A 13,159-nucleotide genomic window follows, 5' to 3' on the forward strand; every position below is an offset into this window, starting at 1 on the left:
ACGCCCGAGTGGTCCGCACGGGGGAGTGCTCACCACAAAGTGCGCAATGACTATTGCGCAACTGTCGTTGCGCACGTAAGTTCTCAGCCATGTCGAACCCGCCCCCCGCGCCCCCGGGACCCCGCACCGCTCCGTCGTCCGACCCCGGTGCCACGGTCGGCCTCGCGCCGGACGCGCCGCCGTCGCTCCTGCGCAACCGCTCGTACCTGCTGCTCATGACCGGCCTGACCGCCGAGTCGCTCGGTGCCGGGGTGGCGCTCTTCGCGGTGCCGCTCGTGGCGTACGGGCTCACCGGGTCCGTCGTGCAGGCGGGGGTGGTGGCCGCCGTCGGGCAGGTCGGGGCGCTCCTGGCGACGCTGCCCGCGGGCGTCGTCGCCGATCGCGTGGACCGCCGGCGCCTCGTCGTGGCCGCGGCGACCGTCGGGGCGCTGCTCTGGACGACCGTCGCGGTGGCCGCCGGCACCGGGTCGCTCTCCGCGTGGCACCTCGCCGCCGTCCTGTTCGGAGCCTCGGTCGTCGGCGCGCTCGTCGACCCGGCGACGAGCGGCGCGTTCCGCTCGGTCGTGCCGGTGCCGCAGCTCCCGACGGCGCTCGCGGCCGCTCAGGGCCGGGACGCGGTGGCGAGCCTGCTCGCGGGCCCGCTCGGCGGGGCGCTCTACGCCGTCGCGCACGCCGTGCCGCTCGCGGGGGCCGCGATCGGGCACGCGGCGACCGCGGTGTGCACGTGGCTCGTGCGTGAGCCGCTCAACGGCGACGTCGAGGCGGCGCGCGCGACCCGGCCCCTCGCGGCGCTGCGCGAGGGCCTGCGCTTCGTGTGGTCCGTGCCGCTGTTCCGCGCGCTGCTCGGCCTGTTCGTCGTCATCAACGTCGCGTTCGGCAGCCTCATGGTCGGCATCAACCTCGAGCTGGTGCGCACGGGCACCGCGCCGCTCCTCATCGGCCTGGTCGACCTCGCGGTCGGCGTGGGCGTGCTCGTCGGCGCGGTGCTCGCGCCCCGGCTCGTCGCGCGGGTCCGCGCGGGGGCGCTCGTCGTCGCGGCCCTCGGCGTGCTCGCCGCGGGGTCCGTCGTCATGGCCGTGCTGGAGTCGTACGCGGCCTACCTGGCGGTGCTGCCGTTCGCCCTCCTGCTCGTCCCGGCCGTGAACGCGGGCCTGTCGGGGTACGCCGCGGCCGTCACCCCGCCGCCGCTCCAGGGCCGGCTCGCGTCCGTGCTCGGGCTCACCGGCCTCGCGGCGGGCCCGCTCGTCCCGCTCGTCGGCAGCGGGCTCCTCGAGCGGTTCGGGCTCGGGACCGCGCTCGCGGTGCTCGCGGGGCTGCTCGTCGTCACGGTCGCGGTCCTCAGCACGGTCCGGTCGCTCTGGCGGGTCGGCACCCCGGACACGTGGGCCGACGACGCGGCCGCCCTCGCGGCGTCGGGGGTCGTGCCGGGTGCGGTCCCGGTAGAGCCGGGGACGCCGCCGTCGGGCCGCTAGACTGGACGACGGCCGCGACTGGCGAGGGTGGGAACGACCACCGGGGAGCGGCCGGATCTACCTGCTGGAGCGTCGACCGCCTGGGCGCCTGGGTTCTGCCACTCGCGTCGGCTCCGTCGGCGCGGCGACCGCGACCCAGAGGAGCCCCTCGTCATGTCCCACCCGGCCCCGCACGTGCCCTCCGCCCCCGACGTCCAGCTCACCGACGACTCGCGGCGCCCCGTGCGCCGCGCGCTCCTGAGCGTCTACGACAAGACGGGCCTCGTCGAGCTCGCCACGGCGCTGCACGCCGCGGGCGTCGAGCTCGTCTCCACCGGCTCGACGGCGTCGACCGTCGCGGCCGCGGGCGTCCCGGTGACGAAGGTCGAGGACCTCACCGGGTTCCCCGAGTGCCTCGAGGGCCGCGTCAAGACGCTCCACCCGCGCGTGCACGCCGGCATCCTCGCGGACTCGCGCAAGGCCGACCACCTCGCGCAGCTCGACGAGCTCGGCATCGCGCCGTTCGAGCTCGTCGTCGTCAACCTCTACCCGTTCGCCGCGACCGTGGCGTCGGGCGCGGGGCCGGACGAGGTCGTCGAGCAGATCGACATCGGCGGCCCGTCGATGGTCCGCGCGGCGGCGAAGAACCACCCGAGCGTCGCGGTCGTCGTGGACCCGGCCCGGTACGACGACGTCGTCGCGGCCGTGCAGGCGGGCGGCTTCACCTACGCGCAGCGCAAGGCGCTCGCCGCCGCGGCGTTCGTGCACACCGCGACCTACGACGTCGCCGTCGCGTCCTGGATGGGCAACGTCGTCGCACCGACGGACGCCGTCCCGGTCGAGGGCGGCGCCGAGGGCGAGACGGTGAGCACGGGCTTCCCGGCGTGGATCGGCGCCACGTGGGACCGCGCCGACGTGCTGCGGTACGGGGAGAACCCGCACCAGCGCGCCGCGCTCTACACGGTCGGCCACGGTGCGACGGGGCTCGCCCAGGCGACGCAGCTCCACGGCAAGGCGATGAGCTACAACAACTACGTCGACGCCGACGCCGCGTGGCGTGCCGCGCACGACCACGCCGAGCCGGCCGTCGCGATCATCAAGCACGCCAACCCGTGCGGCATCGCGGTCGGGACGGACGTCGCCGAGGCGCACGCCCGCGCCCACGCGACCGACCCCGTGTCGGCCTACGGCGGCGTCATCGCCGCGAACCGCGTCGTGACGAAGGCGGCCGCCGAGCAGATCGCGCCCGTCTTCACCGAGGTGGTCGTGGCGCCCGGGTTCGAGCCGGACGCGCTCGAGGTGCTCCGGGCGAAGAAGAACCTGCGCCTCCTCGTCGTCGACGCCCCGCCGACGACGACCGTCGAGACCCGCCCGGTCAGCGGCGGGCTGCTCGTGCAGAGCACCGACCGGGTCGACGCCGTCGTGACCGACGCCGAGGGGAACGTCACCGGCGGCGACGCGCCCGAGCACTGGACGCTCGTCACGGGCGAGGCCGCCGACGGCGCGACGCTCGCCGACCTCGCGTTCGCGTGGCGCGCGATCCGCGCGGCGAAGTCGAACGCGATCCTCCTCGCGCGCGACGGGGCCGCCGTCGGGGTCGGGATGGGGCAGGTCAACCGCGTCGACTCGTGCCGCCTCGCGGTCGAGCGCGCCAACACGCTCGCGGACGGCGAGGAGCGGGCCCGCGGCGCCGTCGCGGCGTCCGACGCGTTCTTCCCGTTCGCGGACGGCCTGCAGATCCTGCTCGACGCGGGCGTGCGCGCCGTCGTCGCGCCGGGTGGGTCGATCCGCGACGCCGAGGTGATCGAGGCCGCCCGGGCCGCGGGCGTGACGATGTACTTCACGGGAACGCGTCACTTCGCGCACTGACCCGGCTGCGAGACGGCCCGCCGGTCCTCGGACCGGCGGGCCGTCGCGCTCGGGGTCGCGGCGAGGGGTGAGGCGAGGACCTCAGGCGAGGGCGTCGCGCAGGCGCCGGGCCGGGTCGAGCGCGACGTCGAGGTCGACGCGCAGGCTGCCCGTCCGGTTCATCGCCTTGCGCACGGGGCCGACGTCGCGCGGCGAGTCGACCAGGAGCACGGCCCGGACGTCGGTGACCCGGGCGGCCGGGTCGGCGGCGGGGGCGCCGGGTCCGGAGCGCGCCGCGGGCGCGAGGTAGAACGCGGCCCAGCCCTCGTGGCCGGTCGCGCCGCCCGCCGGGTCGCCGCGCAGCACGACCTCGTCGCCCTCGGCGGGCACCCCGAACAGCGCGAGGTCGTGCCCGAGCTGCTGGGAGAACACGTACGGCGCGTGCGCGGCCCGCTCGCCGTCGTCGCCGAGCAGCGCCGCGACGGTCGCGTCGGGGTCGTGGAGCGCTGCCGACCAGTGCCCGCCCGGGACGGGACCGAGCACGGGGTGGTCGCGGTTCGCGCAGTCGCCGACCGCCCAGAGCCCGGGCAGCCCCGGCACGGCGCCGTCCGCGTCCACGGGGACGCCGCCGCGCGCGTCGCGGGGCACGACGCCGTCGAGCCAGTCGGTGGCGGGCCGGGCGCCCACGGCGGCGAGCACGACGTCGGCTGGCAGCTCGCGGCCGTCGGCGAGCCGGACGCCGTCGGGCCGGACCTCCGCGACGGTGGCGCCGGTGACGAGCTCGGCGCCCGCGGCCGCGTACCAGGGCGCGAGGTGCGCCCCGACGTCCGGGCCGAGCTGGCGGTGCAGCGGCACGCCCGCGGCCTCGACGACGGTGACGTGCGCACCGGCGCCCGCCGCGACCCCGGCGAGCTCCGCGCCGATCCACCCGGCCCCGACGAGGACGAGGCGCAGGCCCGGCCGGAGCGCCGCGCGCAGGGCGTCGGCGTCGGCCGCGGTGTGGAGCACGCGCGCGTGCTCCCAGCCGCGCGGCCGCACAGGCACGGAGCCGACCGCGAGCACGACGGCGTGGGCGACGAGGCGGTCGCCCGACCGCGTCTCGACGGACCAGCCGGGAGCGTCGGCGGTCCCGACCCGCTCGAGGCGCACGGCCGGGTCGGCGAGGCGGACGTCGTCGGCGAGCGCGTCGACGTCCACCCCGAGGTCGTCGGCGAGCCACGCGGGGGAGGGCCGGCTGAGGAGCTCCTTCGACAGGGGCGGGCGGTCGTACGGCGGCACGCCCTCCGTGCCGAGCAGCGTGACGCGCCCGGTGTAGCCGCGGCGGCGGAGCGCGGCGAGGGTCTGGGCGCCCGCGAGCCCGGCGCCGACGACGACCACGGACGACGGCGGCCCGCTGTCGTGGCGCGTGGTCGCCGGGCCGGTCGCGGCGTCGGCCGCAGGGCCGGTCGCGGGGTCGGTCGAGGTGGCGGGGGGAGCGGACGGGACCGGCGGCACGACGGACGGCATGCACGTCACGCTAGGGCACGACGGTAGGCTTCCGGGCGTGGAAGGTGCAGCAGCGTGAGCGACGTCACCGCGGACGGGGGGACGCGGCACCGGCCACGCGCGACGCTCGTGCCGGTGTGGCACCACGTGGACGACGAGACCGGCGACGGGACGGCTCCCGCGGGTGCCCCGGCGCCCGACGACGCGACCCCGCCCCCGGTGCCCGAGCCGCCCGCGAGCCTCGCGCCGTCCCGCCAGCCCGCGATGTGGCTGGTCCTCGCGGGTGTCGCCGTCGCCACGGTCGTGGCCGTCCTCGCCGGTGCGCGGGCGGGCTGCTTCGCGCTCTCCGGGCTGCTCGCCGTCGCGGGCGTGTGCCGCGCGGCGATCCCGGGCCCCGGTCCGGTCGGCATCACCGTCCGGTCGCGCGGGCTCGACGTCTTCTTCTTCCTCGCCCCCGCCGCGGTCATGGCGTTCCTCGCGCTGAGCCTGGACCAGGGCGAGCTCTGACGTCCCCGCGCGGAGCGCGGCCGACGTGCGATCCGCGCGACGAGCGCCCCGCACGCCGAGCGACCCGCACGAGGTGCGCCCCGAACGACGACGGGCCCGGACCGCGTGCGCGGTCCGGGCCCGTCGGGCGTGCGAGAAAGGGTCAGGCCCGCGGGGCCGTGCCCTCACCGGGGGCCGGGGCGTCGGGGTCGTCCGTCTCGACGATCTCCTCGACCGCGACCACGTCACCGTTCTCGTCCGTGACGACGACCGCCTCCTCGACGACGGTGCCCGCACCGGCGCCGACGACGGCCGCGCCCGCACCGGCGGCGGCGCCACCGGCGACCTCGGCCTCGGTCAGCGTGACGACGTGGTCCTCGCCGAGCAGGTCGTCCTGCTTCGGGGCGAACGCGAACGCCCGGTAGAAGAGGCCCGCGATCGCGGCGCCGAGGAGCGGCGCGACCCAGAAGACCCACTGCTGCTTCCACAGGTCCCCGTCGCCCGCGAAGACGGCCGACGCCATGGAGCGGGCCGGGTTGAGCGACGCGTTCGTGACGGGCACCGCGACGAGGATCAGGGCGGTGAGGGTGAGGCCGATGACGACCGGCGCGTACTGCACGGTCGCGCGCTTGTCGGTCACGCCGAGGATCACGCCGACGAACACCGCGGTCGCGATGGTCTCGATGAGCAGCGCGGCGAGCAGCCCGAACTCGGTGCCGCCCTGCGACGCCGTGGAGAGGGACGAGAAGTCGCCGTAGCCGTTCGCGGTCGAGACGAACAGGCCGCCGCGGTCCTCCTGCCCGACGAGCGCGGGCAGCGAGCTCGGGACGGTGGCGAGCAGGACGAGGCCCGCGAGGAGCGCGCCGACGAGCTGCGCGACCCAGTAGGGCAGCACGTCGCGCCACGCGGTGCGACCGCCGATGGCGGCGCCGAGCGTCACCGCCGGGTTGAAGTGGCCGCCGGAGACGTTGCCGACGGCGGCGGCGCCGGCGAGCAGCGCGAGGCCGCCCGCGAGAGCGACCGCGAGGGCGTTCTGCTGGCTGACGAAGGTGTACAGCGCCACACCGATGATCGCGAGGACGAGGAAGAACGTGCCGAAGACCTCGGCGCCGAGGCGCGCGAGGAGGCTGGGCTGGACGACAGCGACGGCCTCGGTCTGCGCGGGGCGCGCGTCGTCGACGTAGCCCTCCGGTGCGCCGGGAGCGGTGGTGTCCTGGGACATGATGATCCTGTCTGGTTCGGTGGGAACTTCGGGCAGTCCCGGCCCGGTGTGCCACGGTGCGGCACCGGCGGGCCGTCGGGACGACGGCACGATGCCTGACCGAGTGCCCGGCCATTCCGGCATCTGGGGGCATCTTGCCACCACCACCCGGGAGATGCGTGGAAATCTGTGGTGCCGCACCTGAGAACGGACACCGGGTCTCACGATCCGAACGGTCCCCCGGGCGTCGCCAAAGTATCTTGACGTCGAGAAGTCGAGTACCCTGGACCGCGGTCAGCAACGCCCTCGTGTGCGACGGACCGGGCCCACGGGCCGCACGGTCGCCGTCCGACACCCGGGGGCTCCAGTCCCCGACAGTTGGAGCGATCTGCGCATGGGCAAGATCAAGGTCGTCAACCCGGTCGTCGAGCTCGACGGCGACGAGATGACGCGCATCATCTGGCAGTTCATCAAGGACCGCCTCATCCACCCGTACCTCGACGTGGACCTCAAGTACTACGACCTGTCGATCCAGAACCGCGACGCGACCGACGACCAGGTCACGATCGACGCCGCGCACGCGATCAAGCAGTACAACGTCGGCGTCAAGTGCGCGACGATCACGCCCGACGAGGCGCGCGTCGAGGAGTTCGGCCTGAAGAAGATGTGGGTCTCGCCGAACGGCACGATCCGCAACATCCTCGGTGGCGTCGTCTTCCGCGAGCCGATCATCATCTCCAACATCCCGCGCCTCGTGCCGGGCTGGAACAAGCCGATCATCATCGGCCGTCACGCCCACGGCGACCAGTACAAGTCGACGAACTTCAAGGTCCCCGGCCCGGGCAAGATCACGATGACGTTCGAGCCGGCCGACGGCTCCGAGGCGCAGAAGTTCGAGGTCGTGACCATGCCCGAGGAGGGCGGCGTCGCGATGGGCATGTACAACTTCAACGAGTCGATCCGCGACTTCGCGCGCGCCTCGTTCGCGTACGGCCTCCAGCGCGAGTACCCCGTGTACCTCTCGACGAAGAACACGATCCTCAAGGCCTACGACGGCGCCTTCAAGGACATCTTCCAGGAGGTGTTCGACGCCGAGTTCGCCGAGGCGTTCGCCGCCAAGGGCCTCACCTACGAGCACCGCCTCATCGACGACATGGTCGCCTCGGCCATGAAGTGGGAGGGCGGCTACGTCTGGGCCTGCAAGAACTACGACGGCGACGTCCAGTCCGACACCGTCGCGCAGGGCTTCGGCTCGCTCGGCCTCATGACGTCGGTCCTCATGACCCCGGACGGCCAGACCGTCGAGGCCGAGGCCGCGCACGGCACGGTGACGCGCCACTACCGCCAGCACCAGCAGGGCAAGCCGACGTCGACGAACCCGATCGCGTCGATCTTCGCCTGGACGCGTGGCCTCATGCACCGCGGCAAGCTCGACGGCACGCCCGAGGTCACCGAGTTCGCGCAGACGCTCGAGGACGTCGTCATCAAGACGGTCGAGTCCGGCAAGATGACGAAGGACCTCGCGCTCCTCATCGGCCCGGACCAGGAGTGGCTGACCACGGAGGAGTTCCTCGCCGCGCTCGACGAGAACCTCAAGGCGCGCCTGGGCTGACCCGGCCCGCACCGCACGCCCGACGGCGGCGTCCCCTGCGCAGGGGGCGCCGCCGTCGTCGTGCCCGGGGGCCGCAGAGGCGGGAGTCGGCACCGGCGGGCGCGCCGCCCCGCGCGTCCGGGCGGGTCGCGTTGTGGGAGAGTGAGCGCATGACTTCCCCCGTGAACGTGACGGTGACCGGCGCGGCCGGTCAGATCGGTTACGCGCTGCTGTTCCGCATCGCGTCGGGCCAGATGCTCGGCCCCGACACCCCCGTGCGCCTGCGCCTCCTCGAGATCCCGCAGGGCGTGAAGGCCGCCGAGGGCACGGCCATGGAGCTGGACGACTGCGCGTTCCCGCTGCTCGCCGGCATCGACATCTTCGACGACCCGACGCCCGCGTTCGAGGGCACGAACGTCGCGCTCCTCGTGGGCGCCCGCCCGCGCGGCCCGGGCATGGAGCGCGGCGACCTGCTCGAGGCGAACGGCGGCATCTTCAAGCCGCAGGGCCAGGCGATCAACGCGGGTGCGGCGGACGACGTCCGCGTCCTCGTCGTCGGCAACCCCGCGAACACGAACGCGCTCATCGCGGCGTCGAACGCGCCCGACGTCCCGAAGGACCGGTTCACCGCGATGACGCGCCTGGACCACAACCGCGCGCTCACGCAGGTCGCGAAGCGTGCGGGCGTCCCGGTGTCCGAGGTGCGCAAGGTGACCATCTGGGGCAACCACTCGGCCACGCAGTACCCCGACCTCTTCCACGCGGACGTCGCGGGCACGCCGGGCGCGCGGCTCGCCGAGGACCGCGAGTGGCTGGAGAGCACGTTCATCCCGACGGTCGCGAAGCGCGGCGCGGCGATCATCGACGCGCGCGGCGCGTCGTCGGCGGCGTCGGCGGCGAACGCCGCGATCGACCACGTGCACGACTGGGTCCTCGGCACGCCCGAGGGCGACTGGACGAGCGCGGGCGTCGTGTCGGACGGGTCGTACGGCGTCCCGACCGGCCTCATCTCGTCGTTCCCGGTGGTCTCGCGCGGCGGGTCGTGGGAGATCGTCCCGGGTCTGGAGCTCTCGGAGTTCTCGCGCGGGCGCGTCGACGCGTCGGTCGCGGAGCTCCAGGAGGAGCGTCAGGCCGTCGAGGAGCTCGGCCTGGTCTGAGCCGTACCGCCGCGGCCCGGGTCCTTCGGGACCCGGGCCGCGCTGCGTCCGGGGCCGACCCGAGCCGACGCGAGCCGGCCCGGCTCGGCCCCGCGCCGACCGGGCCGGGCAGGGGCTGCGGGCGGCGAAAATCCCTGCGTCGGCGGGGGTGGGTCGCCGTAGGGTCGTGGGGCCATGATCGACGCCTCCCTGCCGACCGAGCAGCCCACGAACCCCCCGTCCGACCCGCACGCCGCGCCGTCGGCCGCCGCCCCGCGGTCGCCCGACCCGGCCCGGCGCCTGGACTGGCGCCGCCTGCGCGGGCCGCAGGCCGTCGTCGCGCTGCTCGCGCTCACCGTGGGGGCGGTCGGCGCCGCGCTGGGCACCGTCATCGCCGGGTGGCTCGCCGAGGACCCGACGACGGCGACGCTCCAGCTCCTCGCCGCGTGCGTCGTCGGCGCGGCGCTGCTCGACACCGTCGGCCAGGTCGTGTGGGCGGGCGTGGTCGACCGCGCCGAGGGCCGCCTGCGCGGCGACCTCCTCACCGCGGCGCTGCACCAGCCGCTCGCCACGCTCACGGAGCAGGCGGTCGGCGAGGTGCTCGACCGCGTCGACGACGACACGCACGCCGTCGGCACGCTCGTGCGCCGTCAGCTCTGGGGCGCGGGCCGCACCGTCGTCGGCGTGCTGCCCATGTGGGTCGTCGCCGGCCTCACCTGGTGGCCGGCGTGGGTCCTCTTCCCGGTGCTGGGGGCGGTCGCGTGGTTCATCGTGCGCCCGATGCTGGGCGAGATCGCGCGCCGCAAGGTCATCGAGGAGATGGCGTGGACGGACCACGCCGCGGCGTTCGAGGAGTCCGTCGCCGCGCGGGACGACCTGCGCACGAGCCTCGGGCAGTCGTTCGCGATCCGGCGCCTCGCCGAGCGGTCCGCCCAGGTGCACCGCAAGTTCGAGGCCGTGCTCGTCGTCGAGGCGCGCATGCTCCGCCGCGCCGGTCTCGTGCTCGCCTCGCTGCTCGCGGGCGTGGCCGTGGCGGGCGCCGCGCTCGCCGCGGACGGCGACCTGGGCGTCGACCGGCTCGTCACCCTGTTCCTCGTGACCGCGCTCTTCGTCGGGCAGGTCGACAACCTGGTCCACCACCTCCCGGACATCCAGGAAGGGCTGGGCGCGCTCACGCGCATCCGGCAGATGCTCGCCGTCGAGCCCGAGCCGACGGGCGGGCGCACGCTGCCCGCCGGGCCGGTCGGGATCGAGGTGCGCGACCTGCACTTCTCCTACGCCGAGGGCACGTTCGCGCTCGACGGGGTGGACCTGCACGTGCCCGCGGGGGAGACGGTCGCGCTCGTCGGGCGCACCGGCTCGGGCAAGTCGACCCTCGCGTCGCTGCTCTCGCGCGCGGTCGAGCCGCCGCGCGGCGCCGTGCTCGTCGGCGGCGTGGACGTGCGCGACCTCGACCTCCAGGCGCTGCGCGCGGCGGTGGGCGTCGTCACGCAGCGCACCGAGATCCTCGCGGGCACGCTCGCGGAGAACGTCGCGCTGTTCGCGGACGTCCCGCGGTCCGACGTCGAGGCGGCCGTGCGCGAGCTGCGGCTCGACGACTGGGTCGCGGGCCTGCCCGACGGCCTGGACACCCTGCTCGGTCCCGGCGGGACGTCGCTCTCGGCGGGGGAGGAGCAGCTCGTCGCGTTCGCGCGCCTGCTGGTGCGCGACGTGCAGGTCGTCGTGCTCGACGAGGCGACGGCGCGCATGGACCCGCTCACGGAGGCGCGCGTCGTCGCCGCGTCGGAGCGGCTGCTCGCGGGGCGCACGGGCGTGCTCGTGGCGCACCGGCTCACGACGATCGAGCGGGCCGGTCTGCTGGCCGTCCTCGCCCACGGCCGGGTCGTGCAGCAGGGCGAGCGCGCCGCGCTCGCCCACGCCCCCGGTCCCTACCGCGACCTGCTCGTCGCGAGCGTCGCGCAGGACGGCGGCCCGCGCGGCGACGACGTCGACGACCTCGCCCCCGGCGCCCCGGCGCCCGCGGCCGCGCCCGCGGCGGCCGCGGCCGTGCAGGACCACGCGGTCGCGCAGGACGACGCGGGCGCCGAGGGCGAGACGCCCGCGGCCCGCGCCTCCGACGCGGTCGGCGGACGCCGACGGCGCGGCGAGCCGCCGGTCCTCGACGACCCGGGCGACGGGCCGAGCCTCGCGCGCGGCGTCGCGCACGCCCTGTTCGTCCGCCCGGCGTGGGGCGTGGTGGGCGCGGTCCTGTTCCTCGTCACGAGCCTCGTCTCGGCCCAGGGCGCCGTCACCGGCTTCCTCTGGGGCCAGGCGGTCCAGGACCTCGACTCCGGCTTCCCGGCGCGGCAGCTCGTGCCGCTCGCCGTGCTGCTCGTGGTCGCGCCCCTGTGCCTCGCGTGGGCGCTGTACGTCTACCCGCGCTGGTGGGTCGAGGTGCTGCTGCGCGTGCGCATGGCGGTCATGGCGGGCCAGACGCGTCAGCACCGGCTCACGGCCACGCCGCCCGGCGAGGTCGTCGCCCGTGCCATGGACGCCGACCGGTTCGTCCGGTATGCCGACCGCTGGGTCGACTTCGTCAACGGCCTCGTCATCGCGGGCGTCACCGCGCTGCTCAGCCGGTCGTGGCTCGCCGGCGCGGTGCTCCTCGCCGTCATGGTCGTGTCGGCGGCGGCGTCGGCGCTCGGGCGGCCGATCGCCGGGCGGTCGGCGACGCGGTCGTCGGCCGCGCGCGCCCGGTTCGGCCGCGCGCTCGTCTCGGCGCTCGACTCCGCGCGGACGGTGAAGCTCGCCGCCCGCACGCCGCAGGTGCACGCGCACCTGCGCGAGGTGGACGCCGGGCGCGTGCGCGCCGCGGTCTTCGAGCACCGCGTGCAGGCCGCGCTCGACGGCGTCCCGCTCGTGATGATCCAGCTCGGCGTCGTCGCGGCGTGGGCCGGGCTGCTCACCGGGACGTGGGACCTCGCGACGGCGCTCCTCGTCGCCAACGCCGTGACCGGCTTCGGCTGGTTCGGGGTCGTCGCGGGCGCCGTCGTGACCGAGGCGCCCGGCACGCGCTCGTGGCAGCGCGCGACGAGCCGGTTCGCCGCCGGGACGGACCTCATGGACCTGCCGCCCGGCGTCGACCTCCTCACCGGCGCCGCCCCCACGCCCGACCCGGGCCCCCGGCGGCCGCTCGAGCGGATCGACCTGGACGGCGTGACGGCGCTGCACGACGACGGCACGATCGGTGTCCAGGACGTCGACCTGTCCGTCGGCCGCGGCGAGCTCGTCCTGCTGCTCGGGCAGGTCGGCGCGGGCAAGTCGAGCCTGCTCTCGGCGCTCGCGGGCCTCATGGAGCACACGGGCCGCATCCGCTGGAACGGCACGGACGTCGTCGACGCCCAGACGTTCCTGCGGCCGGGCCAGGTCGCGCACGTCGCGCAGGTGCCGCGCGTGCTGTCGGGGACGTTCGCGGACAACGTGCGGCTCGGCCACGAGCGCGACGTCCACGGGCCCGTCGCGGCCGCGCGGCTCGAGCGGGACGTCGTCGAGGCGGGCGGGCACGAGGCCCTCGTCGGGCACCGCGGCGTCCGGCTCTCGGGCGGCCAGGTCCAGCGGCTCGCCCTGGCTCGGGCGCTCGCGACCGACGCCGAGCTCCTGCTCGCCGACGACGTCTCCAGCGCGCTCGACGCGGCGACGGAGATCGAGCTGTGGGAGTCGCTGCGCGAGCGGGGGACCACGGTCGTCGGCGCGACGTCCAAGCGCGCCGCGCTCGCCCGGGCCGACCGCGTGGTCGTGCTCGACGAGGGCCGGGTCGCCGCCGTCGGGCGGTGGTCCGAGCTCGCCCCGCGCTGGGGCCATCTCGCGGGCTGACCACCGCGACCTCCCGGACCCGGGGCCGCCCCCGTCAGGACCTCCTGAGCGGGGCGACCCCGGGTTCGTCGTGTCCGGGCAGCGGCGCGGCACGACGCGCGCCCGCCCT

The 13,159-nt window shown here is 75.9% G+C and carries 8 protein-coding genes and 1 riboswitch; of the genes, 6 read left to right on the plus strand and 2 right to left on the minus strand.

From position 1 onward, the window contains the following. Window positions 1-89 precede the first annotated feature (89 nt). Both HKK73_RS05620 and purH read left to right on the plus strand, forming a co-directional pair. Window positions 90-1,472 carry an MFS transporter gene (locus HKK73_RS05620; protein ID WP_171467598.1) on the plus strand — a complete coding sequence of 461 codons (1,383 nt, stop codon included), beginning with the start codon at window positions 90-92 and terminating at the stop codon, window positions 1,470-1,472. A gap of 4 nt (window positions 1,473-1,476) precedes the next feature. After that, window positions 1,477-1,565: riboswitch (ZMP/ZTP riboswitch) on the plus strand. A 60-nt stretch (window positions 1,566-1,625) separates the two neighbouring features. Further along, the gene (gene purH / locus HKK73_RS05625) at window positions 1,626-3,320 is read left to right on the plus strand and encodes a bifunctional phosphoribosylaminoimidazolecarboxamide formyltransferase/IMP cyclohydrolase (RefSeq protein WP_171467599.1); all 1,695 of its coding nucleotides are present in this window, start codon (window positions 1,626-1,628) and stop codon (window positions 3,318-3,320) included. 81 nt (window positions 3,321-3,401) lie between these two features. On the opposite strand, the gene HKK73_RS05630 is transcribed toward purH, so the two are convergent. Continuing rightward, complete coding sequence (locus tag HKK73_RS05630; RefSeq protein WP_171467600.1) at window positions 3,402-4,805, minus strand: FAD-dependent oxidoreductase; 1,404 nt, start codon at window positions 4,803-4,805, stop codon at window positions 3,402-3,404. Window positions 4,806-4,859: 54 nt separating this feature from the next. Here HKK73_RS05630 and HKK73_RS05635 point away from each other — a divergent pair, with 54 nt between their 5' ends. Next, the gene (locus tag HKK73_RS05635) at window positions 4,860-5,291 is read left to right on the plus strand and encodes a DUF3017 domain-containing protein (RefSeq protein WP_171467601.1); all 432 of its coding nucleotides are present in this window, start codon (window positions 4,860-4,862) and stop codon (window positions 5,289-5,291) included. A gap of 142 nt (window positions 5,292-5,433) precedes the next feature. Here HKK73_RS05635 and HKK73_RS05640 read toward each other — a convergent pair whose 3' ends face one another. Then, window positions 5,434-6,492, minus strand: a complete 1,059-nt coding sequence (locus HKK73_RS05640; protein WP_253705804.1) for an MIP/aquaporin family protein — start codon at window positions 6,490-6,492, stop codon at window positions 5,434-5,436. Between the two features lie 373 nt (window positions 6,493-6,865). On the opposite strand from HKK73_RS05640, the gene HKK73_RS05645 reads away from it, so the two are divergent. The 3 genes from HKK73_RS05645 (at window position 6,866) to HKK73_RS05655 (ending at window position 13,050) form a co-directional block, all read left to right on the plus strand. Beyond that, window positions 6,866-8,083, plus strand: a complete 1,218-nt coding sequence (locus HKK73_RS05645) for an NADP-dependent isocitrate dehydrogenase (protein ID WP_021482263.1) — start codon at window positions 6,866-6,868, stop codon at window positions 8,081-8,083. 149 nt (window positions 8,084-8,232) lie between these two features. Continuing rightward, on the plus strand, window positions 8,233-9,219 hold the full coding sequence (locus HKK73_RS05650; protein ID WP_171467603.1) for a malate dehydrogenase: 987 nt from the start codon (window positions 8,233-8,235) through the stop codon (window positions 9,217-9,219). 174 nt (window positions 9,220-9,393) lie between these two features. Continuing rightward, window positions 9,394-13,050: an ABC transporter ATP-binding protein gene (locus tag HKK73_RS05655; protein ID WP_171467604.1), complete on the plus strand. Its 3,657-nt coding sequence runs from the start codon at window positions 9,394-9,396 to the stop codon at window positions 13,048-13,050. Window positions 13,051-13,159: the final 109 nt, after the last annotated feature.

Origin of the sequence: Cellulosimicrobium sp. 72-3 (assembly GCF_013127315.1) — a bacterium.
Taxonomy (GTDB): Bacteria; Actinomycetota; Actinomycetes; order Actinomycetales; family Cellulomonadaceae; genus Cellulosimicrobium; species Cellulosimicrobium funkei.